The organism is Mesorhizobium sp. M6A.T.Cr.TU.016.01.1.1 (assembly GCF_003952585.1).
Taxonomy (GTDB): domain Bacteria; phylum Pseudomonadota; class Alphaproteobacteria; order Rhizobiales; family Rhizobiaceae; genus Mesorhizobium; species Mesorhizobium mediterraneum.
In genome coordinates, this window is record NZ_CP034452.1 from 3,488,097 (window position 1) to 3,507,080 (window position 18,984).

The window sequence follows — 18,984 nt, forward strand, 5'->3', positions numbered from 1 at the left end:
TGAGAACTCCCATCGTCAGCTAATCGTCAGCCAAGCGGTCTATCTAGGCCGGCCGTGCCTGACCTTCGGATCCAAAGGTCCCGTCTCGACACTTTTTGTAACTATAGATCGAAATGGTTTCCCGCGCGATACGCAACGCACACGCTTCTCTGAAGCAAATGTGTGACTTTGTCGGTGGCGAACGAGAGGAGTGACGCCTCAATAAAATCGTCAGGCACGTGTCTAGGAAGGGGAGCTAGCCGAGTTGGTCTGATTTCATTCGCTGTTCCTGGAAATCGGCGGACTGAAGCGCTGATAATCTCAGGACATCGATGGCAACGTTGCGAAAGTCCTGTGAGCTCGGGCCAATCTTGGCCTGCTACTGAGAAGCACTTTGGCGGGAACATTACGCCGTCGCGGGTCTGGCTGACCGTGACGTTAACCGAAAGATGCCGCTGGTCTCGTCAGCCGCCAGCACAATAGCAGCACATTCTCGCCTACTACGGAGACGCAATATGAAGGGCATTGGCCGACCACGGAAATCGCAGGCTGAAACTGGAGCCAGCCGCGCGGGGCGGGCGAGCAGTTCCCTTTCGCAATCAAGTCTTGCTGCGGGAGAAGGTGGACAGTCATTCGATTCCGTTGTGGAGCAGATGCGCTCTGGGGACGCCGATAGGAGGCCCTCCTCCCTTCCAGTTGCGCGCGGTCCAGGCGATGCCCGCGAAAGTCTGCCAGGCGCCTCGATTGGCGAAGATCAAATCCTGAACGCACCGCCACGTGGAGCCGCTGCGCCACCACGCGGAACCGTAGCGCCACGTGGCGCAGCCGCAAGGCGGCGCGGTTCTCCCTCCATGTCTGAGGGCGAAGCCATGGCGCCGGTCGGTAGCCAACTATCAACCGCGCAGGTGGAAGGCACCAGCTCATCGTCAAATCAAGATATCAGTCCGACACAGCTCAGAATGAACAGTCTTGTTCAACAACTGACTGATTGCGAGGCTGCGGCCAGGAAAACCGACGTCCCCGAGGAGGCGGTGGAGCTGATCAGTCGGGTCGTCGATGCAGCCTCAGCAATTCTGGAGTACCGCGCTAGCCTGCCTGCGGCTGAGGCGCAGACAATTATGCCAGACGACAAGGTGCGTAGATGTTGCCAGATCGTGTGCGACGCCGCGAATGAAGTAGACAAACTTGGCCTGTCGACGATCACGAAATTGGACAAAAAGACCAAGAAAGCGGCAGGTATGGTCGATAAACTCTACTCCTACTCCCAGGCGGACCGGCAGGAGCTGTTGATTTTAAATGTGGAGAACCACCATACGGCGGCAATTAAGTGGTGGGAAAAAAAGGCATGGCGCTCCGAACGGCAGCGATCCGCCTGCGCTGCCACCGCTAGCCTATCCAGTGGAACGCCCGTGATGCGGGAAGCCGAGCGGTGCGCACTGCGGCTGCGTGCCGGCTCGGTACTGAGTGTCAGGATCTGGCTGGTCCGTGAGCGGATCGGTCTTGCGCGGGCCAAGATTGAACTGCGGGCGAGCAGGTTCGAGCCAGATTTGAAGGAACTCCTCGTCGGTCGAAATGGAGTGGTGCAGCTGATGGCAAGCGCCGTTCAAGAAGCTCTTCGCGCCCTCTCTTTGGCGAAGGGCATAATGGATGATGGCAAAGCACTCAACGCTCATGATTGCGCGGTTGTAGAAAAAATCATGGAGCGGCTTTCGGATTTTGGATTGGCGTTGCACGAGGTGCATACCAAGCTAAGCCATACCTACCCAGATGCCGGCCTCCCATTGAAACTGTTCGAACGGATCGTGGACGATGCATGGATCACTGCGCACGATGCCATGCACTTGTTGAACCTGCAGTCTCCGCCGTCAGCCATCATGGCGCCACAGGCCCAGGCGGGCGCTGCGATGCCGGCCAGGGCAGGCGCTGCGATACCGGCTGACACTGCTGGTACGGCTGCAGTGTCAGAAGGCACTACAGCGCGAAGGAAAGGGAAGTCAAAGCATAAGTCGGCAGCTCGCGCCGGGACTTCTGCCGCCGGGCAGCCATCAACACCAGTCGCTGCGAACGCCGGCACAGTGCCAGCAGCCAAGGTTCTCGCGCGCTCGGATCAAGTTGCGAGTACACAGGTGAGAGCGCAAGAGGTGGCTGCGAGTTCGTCGGGGGCAGGCTCGACAATCGGGGGCGCCGCGTTGTCAATGGAGGTATTGACGGAGCGGCTCAAACGATTGGACGAACTTTTGCAGTTCGATCTGGCCGGTCAGCAAAGCGTCGTCTCCCAAGTGCGCCAGATGAAGCCTGAGGAGGCCGGTAAGGTCGTGGACGATGTGGCCCAGTACCTGCGAGCCCAGGCCATTGAGATGCAAACCTGTCTCGCCGGGTTGCAGGGGCGTAATGTACGCCTGCTACTCACCTCCACCCAGCTACCCAAAGTGCACGAACGCACAGACCAGCTCAAAGGGTTGCTGAACATGGTGCTGGGACAGGCCAACGCATTGAATGAAGGAAAAGCCGGCATTACGACTGATTGCATGAAGACCTACGCATTTCCGGCGCAAAAATACCTGGAACATTTGTGCAATGCCGACGAATTGATGCCGCCGGAGGCACCGGTCGCGCTGCGTGGCGAGCCAGGAAAGCTGTTTGAGATGAAGCTGCAGCCCAAGATGCTGGTCAATGGTGCGATGCCGAGCCCGATGTGGGTGCACATCCACACGAGTCGCCCCGTCATGGCCAGAAACTTGGAAGGGCTGGCTGATTCCGAATTCACCGCTTGCCACGTTAAATCCAACGAACAGCGCGGCTACAATCGAGAGCGAGAGGAAGCCGATGCTAGGTCCGGTCGCGAGAAGGTCATAATTCATCGCGGCAAACTCACCCCCGCTTTCTGTAAGTCCTTGTTGACCTCGGGGCTTGGCCGCCAACCACGCCATTCGCGTGCCGAGCTCCCGTCGGCGCAGGCTGCATGACAGGGCACGTACTTTGGGGTCTAGGGCAGAATGCGGCCGGCCACGCTGTGAGTCAGCGAGCATTTCTCCTGGCCAAACCGCGAATGCCGCTGCGCGAGTTGCGGTCCGGCGATTGGAGTCGATCGGCTACCGTCAGGGCCGATTTGCGATGTCGCGTTACCTGCTGTTGACGTGGCGGCGTATCTTGCCTCCCATCCAACTTATCGCCGAGATCGCGCCGCCAAGATCGAGGCGGAAGGTCTTCCTGCGAGCGCGGAGCAGGCATAGCCGATCCGATCGGGATCGGCGCATCGCAACGACCCAACGGTGTGGTGGAGAAAATTGGATTCGGGAGAGCTCGTATCCAAGAGGCGGAGTTCCGGCCCGAATACAATCCGCTCGCAAGCACCCACGATGCGCATCCGCAGTTTATTGTCTGGGAGATGGGCTGGATTGCTCGGCGGCGCTGGCGCTAAGGCGGGGCTGTCGCCGGACAATTAGCATTCACTGCCAACAGCCTTGCAACCGTCACCAGTTGCAAGGCTCGGCGGCGGGTCGACAAATCACATGAAATCGTCGTCGGACCCGCTATCGCTGCTGTCGCTGTCCTCGGTTTTGTGGAGATAGAGTGGAGGTTTGCCTGCACGCTGCCACTCACCGGCACTGTTCTTCGTCCATTTGTCGGGATGCTGCGTAGGGTCAAGCACCAGGTCGCCATGATCCACTTCAACAAACCCCATCGTCTGCGCGCGCGCTTGTGCTTCCGGATTAGCCGCACGCCAATTCAGCAACGGTCGGTCGCCGTCTATCCGAAGTTGATGCTCCAGCAGAATATCGCCCGCATTTTCGACGAGCGGATGGGCGACTTGAAGATCCACTATGGAAGTGACCTCAGTTCGACCAGGAAATTGTTCCCGCCAACTTTCCGATTCGAACTCGTTCATGCTGAATCCGCCTTCCATTCTCAGCAGTCCGGCACTCCGGTCTCCCAATTGGTAACTGAAATATCGCGCGTGCTCCGTATCTCGACGGATGCCATATTGCTGAGCAACGTCCGCGGTGCGCCTGGCTCGTGACGATACGAACTCCGAATACTCTTGAGGATTGTCGGCGATGTGCGTGATTTCATCACCATGAAATTGCCTCACCTGTCTCCTGAAGGAAGTCCTGTTGATCTCCACCACAGGAGGTCGGGAATTGAGGGAGTATGCTTGGGGAGCCGCCGATGATGAGGCGCCGCTACCTTCCGATCCGGATAAGTGCATTCGGGCAAATGTGTCCGCGAACCCTTCGCTTCCTGCATCCGATTGCTCGCCGGCATTATGCGCGCGGTAACTATCGGATGAGCCACCAATTCGACCATACATGACGATTCGTACTCCTATGTTTCGCAACCGAGCTCAAGTTAGCACGGCTGTTCAACATAGGGCGCTTAGTTGACGACTAGCTGACGAGGGCATTCCAACGGCTGCACCAATCAAATCCGCACTGCCGGCCTCAAAACCTCGGACTGCGCCACGCACCGGCCAGCAGAGGCTGAAAGGTCATGCCCGGAGGACTTGCCGTAGTTGCTGGGTGGCAGATCCGAGGGGAGTGATTGCCCCAGGCCCGCGGTTGCGCGGTTGGCCTGACAGAGACACTGGGGCACGGATGGCCAGCCGACATTTGCCACTAGCATGGAACCAGGTCAGTTTTGAACTGGGCAGTCGTGGACTTCCAATGACTAGGCCAAGCCTGCGGCAAAGAATGCTTTCGCGACAGGCTGGAAATATTGCATAGGAACCGCGTGGCCGAGTTTTGTAGTGCTTATCAGCTGACGCGCTAAGACATGGTCATGGACGATCGTCAGGCGTAGTGCCCGCGCCTCACTCAACACATGTGAAACGCGCTCACCTTCGGCACGGCAAACTAAGAACGGCACCCCGGTTTCACCGCGAACGTAACGCAGACCGATCAGGACCGCCCTTCCTGTTAAGACCAGCGTGGCGCGATGCACGCCAAGCGCAGGCTCGTCGGCCGCCTCCTCGCGGATGCGACGCTGTTCACCTTTCAACTCTGGCGCTCCTTGCTGATCCTTCGACTCGCGCGTCACTTCGGTATTGGTCATGCGCATTTCGCGCAGATACAACGCGCGCTGGAGCAGGAGATCGATCAGTCCGCCGACCAGCAGTGCGCCGGCGCCAATTCCCATCAGCAATTTTGTCTCCATAAAGATGAGGCCAACACAGCCCATGCCGCAGATCGGCAGAGGGACCATTGTCTTCCACATCCCGAGAAGGACAATGGAAAAGGTTGCGCTGAGAACCAATACCTTGAACATGGTCTTGCAGACTTCGACCATGGAACGAGCAGACCCCAAGCGCTTCAGCCCTTCAAAGGGGTCAATTTTCTTAAAGCTGAGCTTCATCGGCTCCAGAGAGAAGACAAATCCACCATTGGCTAGCAGGCTGGCCAAAATCACCGCGGCGACGAGGGTTCCAAGCAGCGGGCCAACAGCCGCGACGGTGAGTTGGACGAGCACAACCAATGCCTGCGGCACCGCGGTATCGAAAGGTAGGCTCTGCAACTTGGTGGCTAATAGGAGCGCTTCCCGGCATTTGTCCTCGATCACGCTGCCTCTTAGCCAAAGGTAGCCGAGCCCAGCGCAAGTCCCGACCGCGCGGACGAAATCGGAGCTACGTGGCAGCTGTCCTTTTTTGCGCGCTTCACTTAACTTCTTCGGGCTGGCGGCGTGTGTCTTCTCTTCACTTGTGTCGCTCATGGCAGCAATTTGTCGAACCACTCCAGCACGCCGTTGGCACGTGTGACCTCCAGTTTCATGCTCTCCACCAGATAGGCAGCGTAGGTGACCATGAGAACTGGAAAGACAATGTTCTTGATTGCCGGAGACAGTTGGCTCGCCTTAAATTGCGGGGCAAAGCGACGCAGCAGCATCATCGATATATCAATCAGTATCAGGAAGAACACGACAGGCCCCGATACCAATAATGCCGTGCGCATTATGCTGTCGAGAAGCCCCAACAACTCCATTGCTCCTGGCCCGCTCAGTGTCGGGTGAAACTGATACACCGGCCAAATCAAGTAGCTGCGGTACAGGACACTGATCAAAGTTTCCAGGCCTCCTGATCCGACGAATATGGCAATCGCAGTGATCCCCAGAAAAACGCCCATCGCGGAAGCCTGACTGTTCGTCGCGGGATCGGCCGAAGCGGTCGGGCTGCTGATGCCGCGTTGGTTGTCGATAAGCTCCCCGGCAGCCTGAAGGCCCCAAAGCGGAATGCCAAGAAAAGTGCCAAGGAGTACACCGACAAAAACTTCCTTGAATCCGAGCAGGGTTAGCTGGATCAGGCGTGTATCAGAATCCAGCGCCGGCAATCCGCCGCTGACGTGTGCCAGGCATGGTAGTGCGAAGCCAACAGCCAAACAGCCCCGGATCAGCCCACTGATCTGCGAGCGTGTGAATACGGGAAAGATCAGCATGATGCCCATCGCGCGGGCTGCCCCAAGACCTGCCGCAACGACGAGTTCGAGAGCCGTCTGGATCAGAATTTGAATATCGGCCGATAGCGCGTCCATGGGAGGACTAGTAGCTAAGTGTCATTGCGGGAAACTCGGTGAAGATCTGATCGGCTAGCTCTATGAGCGGGGCGCTTAGCACAGGAGCAAACAGCCCAATCACCGCGACAACGACCAGAAGCTTCACGGTGAGCGGCAAGCTTTCATCCTGGATCTGCGTCGCCGCCTGGAGGATGCCGATAACGAGGCCGACAACCACTGATGCAATGAGCGGCGGTAGAATCCAGATCATGAAAACCACCAGTGATTGGCTCATAAGAGTAATGATGCTGGATTCAGTGATGATCAGCCTCCCGGTAACGTATAACTCAGCACAAGCCCATGCATCAATTTTGACCAACCATCAATGGCAACAAACAAAAAGATCTTGAACGGGACAGATATAACAGTTGGTGAGACCATCGACATACCCATTGCCATCAAGATAGTTGTCACTATCAGATCTATAACAATAAAAGGCAGATAAAGTAGAAATCCCATCTCAAATCCGCGCTTCAATTCTGATAGCAAGAAAGATGGTACAAGTATTGCAAAGTCATCAGGCGTGGCTGCAGCGTGCATTTCCTCTGGCCAGACCTTTTCTGTCGAAGATAGGAAAAATCGCCGCTGCTCTTCATTTGTGAATTTCTTGAGATGCTCGCGCAAGGGCTCACTTCCGGCTTTAGCGGCGCTTACCCAGTCGTCGAATGTCTGATAGTGGAGCTTGGGATCCGACATGCGGTCATAGGTCTGCTCAGCAACGGGCGCACTAACGAACATAGTGAGGATCATCGCCGCGGCGTACAGCACCACATTGGGTGGTATGGTCTGGGTCCCGAGCGCATTGCGGACGAGGAAAAGAACAATTGATACCTTTACAAAGGCCGTTGTCGTGGCAACTGCTAAAACCAGCAGACCGAGTCCGGCGGTAACCGCAAGAAGCGCCAGGATTGTCGGCTGAGCTTCACTCATTGCATGCAAACCCGCCACGGAGCCTGATGCCCAGCTCTTCTCCGATGCGGACAATGTCGCCACGCCCGATACGCTGACCATTGGCCACTATGTCGACCGGGCCGTCGATCGGCCATCCAAGTTCAAAAATATGCCCTTCGCCGGCACTTCTTAATTCCCCAAGAGAAATAGGCCAGCGGCCGCATTCAAAGACAAGCACGATCTCGACATCGTCGAGATCCTTAGTAAGCTCCAGTTGCGATCCGGGTTGTGTCATATGCGCACTCTCCAAAGGACACGGTCGCGGGCGGAAAGGCCCCCGCAAGATTAATTCATCGCCGTCAAGATCCGCCTCGGCGCACAACTGGCCGACAGCTAGGGTGATCTGGCCGCGGCCGAACGGCGCAATATCGGGCAACAATGCATCACCGACACATGCGCTTCGAAGAAGCGCCGCAGGAAGGCGAAGCGTGCCGACCTCTCCTGCAACAATGAGCGGGAGCTCTGGAGGCAGCCCGCCCAGCTGCCGCGGCAACTGGGCAAGCAGTTCGCCTAGCGCGCGAAACGCAGGCGGTACTAAGCCGTCAAGAGGCGTGAACAGGAATAGACGGCCCTTGCCCTTGACCGCGCCGAAAATGATGTCGAGTTCAAGATGAGGAGCCAGCATCGTGGCTTCGCATACCCGCACGAGTTGCACGTTCAGACGCGTCGTCTCCTCCAGTCGAGTGACAAGCGGCTCCAGAGCGAGTTCGAGAATTAGCGAAGCAGTTGGCTCGGAAGGGAAGGCCAAGCCGTTCTGCACTGTCGTGATGAACTCCTCTACGAGCGGGCGCGACAGTGACAAGATGACCGTTTCGGCTCCCACTCTCCAGACGCAGTCAAGCATCGGAATGGCAGCAGGTTCCTGCTGCCAGACAAGCCCTGCCGTTCGCACCGATAGCGGCACCTCGTTGATCCGGCTTTGAAACGGCGTGCGCGGCGCTCCTGTATCATTGAGCCACGAGACAACCGTGCGGGACAGTTTCAGAACTGGTTCGAACATGGCGGGTGTGACCGCAGCGCCTATCAAAGACTGCACGGTCGTGTCATTCGGACGACCTCTTGCGACCGTCGGATCCGGTTGCGCGGCATTTAGGCAAGCGACCCCCTCGCATATTTCAGCAGTATCTCATCGTCGGCCTCGATCTCGGCTGCGGCCTCCGAATGAGTCTCGACGGCGCGCCGCACGTCGTCCTCGATTTGTTGCCATTTGTCCCTTGCCGCCGAACATATGACCCATAGCTCCCTCGTCCTGGACGCCGCCATCTCAGCCTCCTCTTGAGCGATTTGGGTATCATCAAGCATCTGCCGTCTGGAATTGATCTCAGCGGCAAGCTGTTCAGTGTGAAGGCGGTGACGGTCGAGCGCTGCGCTAGACAAGTTGTCGAGTGACATCAGATGCTGATAGAGCGCTGCTTCTTTTCTTGAACAATGTTGCTGTATCATTGCAAGCTCCCTAGAGGCATTTTGTACGGCTGAGGCGGCCACATCGCGCTGGGCTTCCTTCTTGGACAGCTCGCCAAGGGCACGACGCTCTTGCATTTCCTTCAGAAGCCGTAACCTCGAAGACTGAACCCAGTTCACGCGGTCAGACGCGACATCCATGCGACCGTCTCCTCGAAATCTGACGCGTCATCTTCGCTCTGGCGCAGAAACTCCCTCAGTTCGTCGATTGACGCGACGGCCCGGTCAGTCAGGGGATCTCCACCTGGCTTGTATTCGCCAACATTGATCAAGAACTCGGTCTCGGCATAGCGCGATAGGAGCTCGCGGAAAATGGATGCTGCCTTGCGATGTGTCCCCGAAACGACTGCATCCATGACGCGGCTGCGACTCTGCAGCACATCAATAGCGGGGAAATGCGATCGCGCCGCAATAGCGCGTGAGAGGATGACATGGCCATCGAGAATACCACGCGATTCCTCGGCGATTGGATCACCCGTGCCATCACCCTCTACAAGCACCGTATAGAAGGCCGTGATTGAGCCCCGCTCACCCATGCCGGCGCGCTCGAGCAGGCCTGGCAGCATGCCAAAAACGGAAGGAGGAAAGCCCCGTCGCGTCGGCGGCTCACCCGCAGCAAGGCCTATTTCGCGCATAGCGCGGCAGAAGCGCGTCAGCGAATCCAGCATGAGAGCAACGCGTAGGCCCTGATCGCGAAAATATTCCGCGAGCGCAGTCGCCATTGGAGCGCATTGCGCACGCTCCACCGCCGAGCGGTCGGAGGTTTCAACCACGACGACCGTACGGAGAAGGCCCTCTTCACCAAGATTCCTTTCGATGAATTCACGAACTTCCCGTCCACGTTCGCCTATGAGCGCCACTATGACGACGTCAGCGGCGGCACCCTTTACGATCTGTGACAACAGCGTCGACTTGCCACCACCTGGCTCGCCATAAATCCCGATCCGCTGGCCCTCGCCGCACGTCAGCAGACCATCGAGGACACGGACCCCAAGCGGGAATGGCCGCTCAATCATGCGCCTCGTCATCGGATTGGGGGCTCTGCCATGCAGGGGCCGAGTTTCGACGGTCTTGATTTCGCCTTTGCCGTCCAATGGGCGGCAACGACTGTCGATCACGCGACCGAGCAAATCGCCGCCGACGGGCACCTCACGCATTCGGCCAGTGGCCACGACCTCTGCGCGGCTGGATAGGCCCACCAAGTCCCCGATCGGTGTCAGCAATACACCATCACCCGACAGGCCGATCACCTCGGCCTCGAGCGACAGCCCGGTTCGCGGGTCCTCTAGGAGGCAAAGTTCCCCAATACGAGTATCTGGCAAGACGGCATGAACCAGTGTGCCGATAGCCCGCGTGATCCGACCGCGCACCGCACGCGTGTCAATTCGCTTGGCCGCAGCCCTCAAAGACGAGATTGCTGGAACGAGAGCTCGAGTGTCGGCGTCAGCGTTATGTTCTGGGACGGGCTTTCTCATAGCTCGCCTTTTTCACATAGCGTCCCGAAACCAAGGCGCAGCGCGCGCATCTGGGCGTCAAGTCCCAGGTCGACATTGCCGTACTCGCTCCACAGCACGCACCGTTGCGGCGACAACGTCGGGTCGGGCTCGATCCGCACCCTTGGTCGACCATCCTGGCCGTCGCATCGAGCAAACTCTCGTGCAAGCATGTCGACTTGCATGGGAGAAACATGAAGGCAAACTTCGGCGCCGCTGTATTGACACTCTATGGCGTGACGAACAGCCCTCACCAGTAGCTCGCCCGGATCGAAAGCGCCGATAAGATCGCTCAATATTTCCATCACGAGCTGCGGCAATTCCTGCTCCAGAGCCGCCTTTCGTCGCGCGATTTCGGAGATTGTCTCCGCAATCAGCCCTGCCATCTCCTCGGTGCCTGCATTCGAGCCCTCCATGTGGCCGCGCACCCACGCCCGCTGGTAAACGGCGCGTGCCCAGTTTCGAACGCGCTGCCGATGCCGTTCTGCCGCGGCAAGCGCTTGCGCGGCGCTGTGCCAGGTTTCGAGCTCGCTCGCGGGTATCAGTGGTCCGATTGGACGCATCTGCGGCGCTATTGGCCCCTCGGAAAGTTCGGCTGTCATTTCACCGGGGTCTCTGTCTCAAAATGAGCTAGTACAAGTGAAAGCAATTGGCCGGCGGCGGTCCAATGCTCAGGTGCTGGAGTCTCCGCGGCAGTCCCCTCGGGCAACCGAAGAAGCACGCGGTTACGCTCGGTCGCTGAACTGTCCTGGAGCCAAACCCCAAGACATGCATGTCCATCGTATTCGATTTGCTGAGCGAGTTTTTCTGGGTCCGCGATCAGTCTGTTCTCAACGGCATGCAGCAGGTGTCGGATTCCGAATGCGTGTGCATCCACGCCGATGCGTTTAACAAGGATGGCAAGCTCAGGCTGAGAGACAAACGCGACCAGCGAACGGGCATGCCAGATACTACCAGCAAGAAGGGCAGCTCGATATGGATCGTGCCCGCGTAGAAGGTCCGGCCTGCAGCCGATGTGGTTCAGATCCACGTCATAGTTGCCCAGCAATTCTGCCAGCCTTGGATGCAGTCTGGAACACTTCTGCAACTTCACTAACGTTTCTGCCGATAACGCTGGATCAAGACGCGCCGCTAGACGGGTCGGATGGGCCGAAGCCGCAAGCTCGCTCGCGCCCGGAAAACGCAATTGGTGCGGACCATCAGGTCGGGCGGTCTGTATAGGCATTGGCAATGAGATGTCACCCACGTCCAATTGCAGGCATTCTTTTGCGAATGGCCTCGACAGCAGAAGCATCCCGGCGCCCCTCGACCTTGGAAACGCCGGTTGATTGCTTGCGCCGACGCGTAGCAACGCTGCCCAAGAGATAACAGGCCACTGCGAATACGGCTGCGGCAAAACCTGTCACGGTCGCCAGAATTGGCGCAGGAAGAGGTGTTGATGCTTGTGGCAAAACAGCAGTCGGATCGGGCCGTTGCTCGTGTGCGGACCGTTCTACCGGCACCAAAACCACTTCCACCTTATCGTAGGACAAGCCTTCGATGCTGTCGGCTACCAGCATCTTTATCTTTGGCAGCAGAGCCGCGACATTTGTTTTGGCGTCGTGCCTGATAAACACCGCGGCCGAGGATGGCGTGGCGCCGGCTCGCACAAGGTCGTTATGCGGCAGCACGACGTGAACACGTACAGAAAAAACGCCATCGATATCGCTGATCGTCCGCGACAACTCTTCGCTCAGGGCATACACGTAACGGGCACGCTCCTCGGTCGGCGAGGCAATCAGGCCTGATCCTTGGAATATCTCACCGAGGTTCTTGAAGGATTGGCGCGGCAACCCCTTGGCGTTCAGAAGGTTGATTGAGAAGGCGAGCAGCTTTTCGTCAACCTGGATCGTGCTGGTTCCATCCTTGGCGACCACCCGGATCGCGGCGACCCCGTTGTCTTCAAGAAGTGCGAGCATTTCATTTGCCTCACGCTCTTGCAATTGCGTGTAGAGGTCGGCTTTGCAAGCAGTGAGGGCGACGAGAACTGGCAGCATGACAAGTCTAACCGACCGCCACCCTGACAGGCCACGCATGATTTCGCCCTCGGCCAAGCCAATCATGCGCGCGGTTCAGCCTTCCTTCAAAAGTTTATTCACGGATGATGTGACGCCGCTGACGCCTTTGGAGATAAGCGCCACCTGGGTGACGCCGTTGTAAACATCCCGAAGACCAGCCATCATCATTTCGAAGTCTTGCCCTTGTTGAGGAATGCCCGAGATTCCGGTTCCCGCCTCACCTGGGACGGGAAGCTTCTGCGCCGGTCCCGGTAGAGCGCCCTTCGAAAGGGCTATGTCATGGTCGAGCGCGGGGAAGGAAACAGTATTGTGTGGATATAGGGAGGAAATCGTCTGCAACACGCGATCGCCCATGCCGCTCGTCGGCGCAGCCGCGCGCTGAACATCCATCGCCGCAGCAACTGGCGCCGCACTCGCTGGCCCCGCGGCGGCATCGTTTTTCAGCGAGTCGGCTGCATGCCCTAAGGCGCGCTCAAACTGGGCCTGCTCGACAATCGACGGTGATCCGACCCTGGGGAGGCCAGCCGTTAGAGTGGCAGAGATCGACGTGACAGGCATCATCATGTAAGGACTCGGTTGCTCTCTCTGACCGGGCGAGCCCCGCCCATTCATCACCCGGTGTCGGCGCAACACTCCTAGGGGGGCAAGCTGACAACAAGCTGACTAACGGCGGCGTCATTTCGACAATCTAAAATCTCTTCGGCAATTTAGTCACTTGTGATGATTTCAGCGTTTGGTTTATCAGTGCGACATGCCGAGAACGCTTATCCAACCCGTCACCCTGCATGTTTTGAGACTTCTTTGTGCCGGGTTTTTTCTGTCCACCGGGATTCAACCGGCGCACGCAGTCCCGCTGTCCCTTCCGGCGACACCCTATAGATACACGGTTCTGGATCAGGAACTCGCTGCAGCGTTGCAGGAATTCGGCAACAACCTGAATATCAGGGTCAACATCAGTCCTGCGGTGAAGGGGCGAATTCGCGGACGTATGCCTGATTTGCCACCGCGCGCGTTCCTCGACCGCTTGACGAACCTTTACGGTCTCCAATGGTACTATGACGGCCTTGTACTCTATGTGTCTGCTGCACAAGAATCGCAAACTCGAATGCTTTTGATGACGTCGATTCGCTTCGATGCGTTCAAGGGGGCTCTCGACAAGCTTGATATCTCCGACGAGCGCTATGTGGTCAAACCCGTGCCAGGCAATGGCCTCGTCTTCGTTTCCGGTCCACCGCGCTTCGTCGCACTCGTGGAGCAGACCTTTAACGGCTTGGTGGCGGAGGCGCAGGCGCAGACTCACATAGCGGCCACGCCAAAGGAATCAGTGCTGATCTTGTTTCGTGGCTCCTCCACTACGGTCGTTCGCGACGGACGACCGGATGCTTCTTATTCTTCTGACATCCCACAACAGGATAGCGTTGGCGGGAAGCCTGAGCTGGGCAAGAAATGAACATTGAGGATTTCCCGCAGCTCTGAAGAACATGACTGCGGCTACCCCTTTGTGAACTCTTCGCAAACTCGTCAGTTTCTCGAAAGCTAATCCGCTCATGATGAGTCCCGGCAGCTCTCGCGGTGACTCCGGCCATTGTGTTGGACCGAACCTTGGAGCCGGCCCGGAACACAGCAATTGAAGGCAGGGCAGGCGCATTCGTGACCTGCCGACGCTTGGAATTGTCGAATTTTGTGAAACGCAAGGGATCTTCTGTCGGGGTCTCTTGTGGGGATTTCAACGTCACGTCTGAGGATGCATAATGTCGGCCAGCAATCTTTCAACTTTCTACCGCTCAAATTCGCTACAGTCCGCAAGGGGTTGGCCGGGCCTGAAAGTTTCCCATTTTGCGACCCAGCATCAGCAAAGTGCATCGTGCTTCGAAGCGATGCTGTCCACTTGTGTGCTGGCAGACAAGCCCGGCTCTTTCGCGCAAGGGGATCTGCCAGCGTCGAATCTTGATTCGACAATGGATAACTTGCGGCAGGACCCTTTGGGCCATCTGGCACCGGATGTCGAATTGACATTGAAGGGCTTGGAGCAACACCCACTGGATCTGCTGCCGCCAAATATGAGGGCGGCTCTCAAGGAGGACCAATCGCAACGCTCCAAGGCGACTGAAGCCCAACATCTGCTCCGCGTCACCCCGAAGATCGAGCCGGCTCCCAGGCCGAGCCCCGGAATCACGTGGAACGGTGGGTCGCTGACCACGGCTGAGTTGCAGATTGTTGCGGTACTCAACCGTCACAAGGACCAATGCCCGCTTACTTGGAAGTCGTTGACCGACAAAGCCAATGATCCCTCTACGCCACCGGATCTGAAAGCGGCGATCCAGGGACTGCAGCAGGATTCGGGACTTTTTTATGCGATTGGCTCGCAGGGCGACGGCCGCTGTGGAGGCAAGATCAACGCCAAGGACTTGGCCGGATTTTCAAACCACCACCCACAAGTTGCTGCATTTCAGGAAGCCCAAGCGCAAAGCTACGAGCAGAACTACATACCATCCGACGGCAGCGGAGGTTTGCAGCCTTCGGTCATGACTTTGAGCGATGCCTTGCGGGAGTTTTACCGGTACTCCGAAAATCTGTCCAAGGACCTGAGTCTGGATGAGTTCAAGAAAATGGTCGGCGGCGAATCGAAAAACGGCAAATTTCCGCCCCAGGTCATTGCGGCGGCGCAATATTTCCTCGATCACCCCGATGCTTGGAACCAGTTGTGCGGTGGCTCGAAAGGGAAGATGCACAAAGAGGATTTCCTGCAAGTCGCCTCATCGTCGATGAGCCTCACGCAAACTGAGCTGAATACGGTCGAGATGATCAAGGACCATCAGGACACGTTCTTTGGAAGCGGTGTTCTGACTCGCGACAAACTGGCGAAAATGAAAGACGACAAGAGCCTTGATCCGAAAGTGCGGGAAGCAGCCTCTCAGCTCCTTTCAGATCCTCTTTTGTTTGGCCTCCTGAACAATTCGATCACGGGCTATAAGACCCATCATAAATTCTTCGACTTTGGCGGCGGGCATACGGTTGATTCCGGCAATATCAGCAAAAAAGACTTTGCCCATTTTTGCACAAACATGTCGTCTGCGAACCGCAACGTTCAGCAGCCAATCACCCACGGCGCCCAAACCGCAGAAGAGCAGAATGCCGTCGCGGACATGAAGATGGGCCTGATGGACCAGCCTGACATTAAGTCAGCCAAAAAGAACGGCGGGGCCGTCATGCACGTCGTCGACTCCGTGCTCAAAATCGAGACGAAAGTGCTCGACTTGGCGGCAACGGCGGTGGGACTGCTCAGCTTCATTCCGGGCCTCGGACAAGTAGCCGATCTTGCCTCGATGGTTCTCGAGGCTGAGTCGCAAGCAGCCAATCTCCTGCGTACGGCCATTAACGGAGGCGATATGAAGCGAGCGCTGGAGGAAGCTGGCCTCAATATGGCCGCGCAGGCGATCGGCCTTATCGCAGGCCCCGAGGTCAAGCTGGCCATTCGAAATGGGCTCGTAAAGCACCTGATGGAAGAGGCCTTGGCGGCAGGCATTGATCTTTCGGTCTCGACGGCGCAGGACTACGCAGAAGGCTATGTGAATAACCTCAAAGCGCGCCTTGCAGGCGGCCCTGAGCAAAACCTAGGCCTGCCGAGCATGCCATCATTCCAGAGTGTGGCAAGCAATGTGCCCTTCGTCGGCATTGCCTTATCCTAGCCGTCGCCTTGCGCGGAAGCTTTGGCTCGCGCGCTGACATAAGGGTCATTGTGGCACAAGCAGGGGTTCATCCGCATCAACGCAAGCGGTGTTCCTGACGCCATCTGGATCGGACTGTGAGGGGGATGTCCGAAGTCTGTGAAGGCTTCGGTATATGACGACTTCAGAGTTACGCTGAGCCCAGCCATCTCGAGCCGGTGCGCCGGGTCGAGGTTTTCACGGGCGCCGGCCGGCAGCGGGAATGGTCTCCGGAAGGCACGGCGCGGATGGTGGCGGAGCGGCGCAGCCGAAGGAACGGCTGTCGCGCGCCCAGGGCGGCCTCCCGAACAGCCAGACGATGATCTCCTGCCTTGGGCCTATATCCTTGTGCCCACGCTCAAGGCAGTCGGCTGAAAACAGCGCTGATTTAAAACAGCATTATCCTGCACTGCACCCTCGATCCTTGCGCTCACCGATCGCTCGTCGACACGCACGCGGTCAAGTCGTTATCGGCGCTATGCCGATGGGCTTCGAGAGCAAGGTGGACGCTGAGCGGTGCGTCAGCCTCAGGGCGCGGCTGGCCAGCTTTGCGTCTCACGCTCTATGACGGCAACACCCGGCTGATCCACTTGGCCTGTTCGCGGGCTCCCGGCAGCGGCGCGGAAGCCACGGTCCGCCTTCCTCGGCTTCAGGCCAAAGACACCGCAGCATGCTCCAGAGCTATGTCTGCCGCCTTCGCCCCATCGTCGCTGGTCATGTGGAAAGGACAAGTAGGCTACGCACCCCATAATCCCGTCGGGCAGGATTCGGCAGTCGACGGCGAGACATTCGCCAAACCTCATTCTTGATTCTCAGCAACGTTAAAAAAAATTCACATAATGTTCGTGAGCGTAGTCTCCTGTCAGGTGGTACATTCGCCACAATATCTGGCGTCTTAGTCGTAGAAAGGACTGTGATCCATCTTCCATTAGCATCCATACCAGCGGATTTACAGCAAATGACGAGAGAGGTCTCATGCGGATTGATGGGGATAGAAGGGCTAGCGGCTTGCTGCATCCCGTCCGGGTTGATGCCAACCAATGTTGACACTGGTAAATCGCCTAAGGACGGCAGCGCATCTTGATCGTCTTCGAATCCTGGGCCTTTGCGCGCATGCGGATCTAACCGTCGGCGAGCTGGCCGATATTACCAGTCTGCCTCGCGAGCAGGTTCGACGCCACGTCCGGCGGCTGGTCAGAGCCAACTTTCTTTGCTGCAACGAACAACGTCCGCAGTCTTCGTACCATATGCAAGCAGGAGGCAAGGATGGCGGGCTGGCTCAATTGGTGGTCGATCTCCTGCCCCACGATGATGGCCACCATAAAAGAGACCTACAACGCCTAGAAGCAATACAAGACGCGCGGTTGAAGGGACCGCCTGCTTGATCGTGAAATAGATCAGTCCAAATGGAGCGCGACTACCATGGATAACTCCGCCGGCGGCGCCATCGCGCAGCCCGACACTTACGGGCGGCCTCACTTAGCCGCCGTCGACTCCCGCGTTCACGAACTGCTTCTAAGACAGGAGCGCCAGGAGCGGACAACTCTCAAACTGATCGCCTCTGAGAACTTTGCCTCCTCGGCGGTGTTGGAAGCCACCGGGTCGATTTTCACCAACAAGTATGCCGAGGGATACCCCGGTGCGCGCTACTACGCCGGAAACGAGATCGTCGATGAGCTTGAGATCCTCGCGATCGAGCGCCTGAAAGCGCTATTTGGCAGTGAACACGCCAACGTCCAGCCTTATTCAGGCTCGCCAGCCAACCAGGCTGTCTATCGCGCGCTTTTGAGCCCCCGTGACAAAGTCATGGGCTTGCCTTTACCCGAAGGCGGCCATCTGACTCACGGTTGGTCCGTCAATTTTTCCGGCAGCGATTATCAGCGCGTCCCGTACAGGCTGCACGAAAAGACACAGCAAATTGACTATGACCACTTGCGCGAGACCGCCAAGGGGGAACGCCCGAAGCTAATTTGGGTCGGCGGAACTGCTTATCCGCGTATTTTTGACTACGCGGCAATGGCCGAAATTGCTTCGGAGGTGAACTCGTATCTGGTGGCTGACATCGCCCACATCTGCGGCCTGGTTGTCGCAGGAGTGCATCCGAACCCCGTGTCCCATTGCGATGTGGTCACCAGCACCTCTCACAAGTCGATCCGCGGTCCCCGGGGTGGCTTCATTTTATCAAGGAATGAAGACCGTTATCAGCCCCTCCATCATCCGAAGAGCAAACACAATCTGGCCAAACGTATAGACCGCGCCGTGTTCCCTCTTCTGCAAGGCGGACCGCATATGAATACTATCGCCGCGCTTGCCGTCGCTTTGCAGGAAGCAGCGAACTCGTCCTTTCGTGTCTACGGTCAGCAGATCGTCCACAACGCCAAGGCTCTGGCCCAGGCGCTTCTGGAGCGAGGTTATGAACTCGTCACCGGGGGCACTGACAATCACATGCTGATCCTTGATCTTCGGGACCGGCCGCTGTCAGGCAAAGCCTATGCAGAGCGCTTATCGCGTGCAGGCATCATTGCGAATTTCAATATGGTCCCGGGCGACCGACGGCATCCGGCGCTGACAAGCGGCATCCGCTTAGGGACACCAGCGGTGACGTCCATGGGCATGCGCGAAACGGAGATGGTGCAGATCGCCGCTTTCATCGACTCGGTCTGCCGCCAGCCCGATGACCAGGAAGTTCATGCGAGCGTACGAAGAGACGTTGCCGACTTCTGCACTGCGTTCGATGTTCCCGGCATCACCGACCGATAAGCCACCCCAATCCAGAAACTCCTCACTAACTCCA

General features: G+C 57.7%; 17 protein-coding genes. 5 read left to right on the top strand and 12 right to left on the bottom strand.

Features of this window, described 5'->3' with window-relative positions; translation table 11 throughout:
* Nucleotides 1-830: 830 nt before the first annotated feature.
* Nucleotides 831-2,945 carry a hypothetical protein gene (locus EJ075_RS16785; protein WP_245329901.1) on the top strand — a complete coding sequence of 705 codons (2,115 nt, stop codon included), beginning with the start codon at nucleotides 831-833 and terminating at the stop codon, nucleotides 2,943-2,945.
* Between the two features lie 542 nt (nucleotides 2,946-3,487).
* Here the strand turns inward: EJ075_RS16785 and EJ075_RS16790 are convergent.
* From EJ075_RS16790 to EJ075_RS16845, 12 genes are all read right to left on the bottom strand, one after another.
* Nucleotides 3,488-4,291: a hypothetical protein gene (locus EJ075_RS16790; RefSeq protein ID WP_024505378.1), complete on the bottom strand. Its 804-nt coding sequence runs from the start codon at nucleotides 4,289-4,291 to the stop codon at nucleotides 3,488-3,490.
* A gap of 356 nt (nucleotides 4,292-4,647) precedes the next feature.
* Nucleotides 4,648-5,685, bottom strand: a complete 1,038-nt coding sequence (locus EJ075_RS16795; RefSeq protein WP_029354843.1) for an EscU/YscU/HrcU family type III secretion system export apparatus switch protein — start codon at nucleotides 5,683-5,685, stop codon at nucleotides 4,648-4,650.
* The gene (gene sctT / locus EJ075_RS16800; protein WP_126105038.1) at nucleotides 5,682-6,500 is read right to left on the bottom strand and encodes a type III secretion system export apparatus subunit SctT; all 819 of its coding nucleotides are present in this window, start codon (nucleotides 6,498-6,500) and stop codon (nucleotides 5,682-5,684) included. The genes EJ075_RS16795 and sctT overlap by 4 nt, the downstream gene beginning before the upstream one ends.
* Before the next feature lie 7 nt (nucleotides 6,501-6,507).
* On the bottom strand, nucleotides 6,508-6,783 hold the full coding sequence (locus EJ075_RS16805) for an EscS/YscS/HrcS family type III secretion system export apparatus protein (RefSeq protein ID WP_024505375.1): 276 nt from the start codon (nucleotides 6,781-6,783) through the stop codon (nucleotides 6,508-6,510).
* Nucleotides 6,784-6,785: 2 nt separating this feature from the next.
* Nucleotides 6,786-7,451 (bottom strand): type III secretion system export apparatus subunit SctR, encoded by a 666-nt coding sequence (gene sctR / locus EJ075_RS16810; protein WP_095486053.1) that lies wholly within the window; start codon nucleotides 7,449-7,451, stop codon nucleotides 6,786-6,788.
* Nucleotides 7,444-8,472 carry a type III secretion system cytoplasmic ring protein SctQ gene (gene sctQ / locus EJ075_RS16815; RefSeq protein WP_126105039.1) on the bottom strand — a complete coding sequence of 343 codons (1,029 nt, stop codon included), beginning with the start codon at nucleotides 8,470-8,472 and terminating at the stop codon, nucleotides 7,444-7,446. The genes sctR and sctQ overlap by 8 nt, the downstream gene beginning before the upstream one ends.
* Nucleotides 8,473-8,561: 89 nt before the next feature.
* Complete coding sequence (locus EJ075_RS16820; RefSeq protein WP_095486055.1) at nucleotides 8,562-9,074, bottom strand: hypothetical protein; 513 nt, start codon at nucleotides 9,072-9,074, stop codon at nucleotides 8,562-8,564.
* Nucleotides 9,050-10,408, bottom strand: coding sequence for a type III secretion system ATPase SctN (gene sctN / locus EJ075_RS16825; protein ID WP_024505372.1), 1,359 nt, complete (start codon nucleotides 10,406-10,408; stop codon nucleotides 9,050-9,052). Before sctN ends, EJ075_RS16820 begins: the two co-directional genes overlap by 25 nt.
* Nucleotides 10,405-11,028 (bottom strand): type III secretion system stator protein SctL, encoded by a 624-nt coding sequence (gene sctL / locus EJ075_RS16830; RefSeq protein ID WP_091595841.1) that lies wholly within the window; start codon nucleotides 11,026-11,028, stop codon nucleotides 10,405-10,407. Before sctL ends, sctN begins: the two co-directional genes overlap by 4 nt.
* Nucleotides 11,025-11,720, bottom strand: coding sequence for a nodulation protein NolU (locus tag EJ075_RS16835; RefSeq protein ID WP_281033425.1), 696 nt, complete (start codon nucleotides 11,718-11,720; stop codon nucleotides 11,025-11,027). Before EJ075_RS16835 ends, sctL begins: the two co-directional genes overlap by 4 nt.
* The gene (gene sctJ / locus EJ075_RS16840) at nucleotides 11,665-12,501 is read right to left on the bottom strand and encodes a type III secretion inner membrane ring lipoprotein SctJ (protein ID WP_280953371.1); all 837 of its coding nucleotides are present in this window, start codon (nucleotides 12,499-12,501) and stop codon (nucleotides 11,665-11,667) included. Before sctJ ends, EJ075_RS16835 begins: the two co-directional genes overlap by 56 nt.
* A 36-nt stretch (nucleotides 12,502-12,537) precedes the next feature.
* Nucleotides 12,538-13,047 carry a nodulation protein NolB gene (locus EJ075_RS16845; protein WP_095486057.1) on the bottom strand — a complete coding sequence of 170 codons (510 nt, stop codon included), beginning with the start codon at nucleotides 13,045-13,047 and terminating at the stop codon, nucleotides 12,538-12,540.
* Nucleotides 13,048-13,234: 187 nt separating this feature from the next.
* Between EJ075_RS16845 and EJ075_RS16850 the strand changes: the two genes are divergently transcribed.
* The 4 genes from EJ075_RS16850 to glyA all read left to right on the top strand — a co-directional run bounded on the left by EJ075_RS16850 (nucleotide 13,235) and on the right by glyA (nucleotide 18,950).
* Nucleotides 13,235-13,933 carry a secretin N-terminal domain-containing protein gene (locus EJ075_RS16850; protein WP_095486058.1) on the top strand — a complete coding sequence of 233 codons (699 nt, stop codon included), beginning with the start codon at nucleotides 13,235-13,237 and terminating at the stop codon, nucleotides 13,931-13,933.
* Between the two features lie 427 nt (nucleotides 13,934-14,360).
* Complete coding sequence (locus tag EJ075_RS16855) at nucleotides 14,361-16,172, top strand: HrpF/NolX family T3SS translocon protein (RefSeq protein ID WP_245329904.1); 1,812 nt, start codon at nucleotides 14,361-14,363, stop codon at nucleotides 16,170-16,172.
* Nucleotides 16,173-17,230: 1,058 nt separating this feature from the next.
* Nucleotides 17,231-17,575 carry a helix-turn-helix domain-containing protein gene (locus EJ075_RS16865; RefSeq protein ID WP_084831489.1) on the top strand — a complete coding sequence of 115 codons (345 nt, stop codon included), beginning with the start codon at nucleotides 17,231-17,233 and terminating at the stop codon, nucleotides 17,573-17,575.
* 37 nt (nucleotides 17,576-17,612) lie between these two features.
* Nucleotides 17,613-18,950, top strand: a complete 1,338-nt coding sequence (gene glyA / locus EJ075_RS16870) for a serine hydroxymethyltransferase (RefSeq protein ID WP_126105040.1) — start codon at nucleotides 17,613-17,615, stop codon at nucleotides 18,948-18,950.
* The last annotated feature ends 34 nt before the right edge of the window (nucleotides 18,951-18,984 follow it).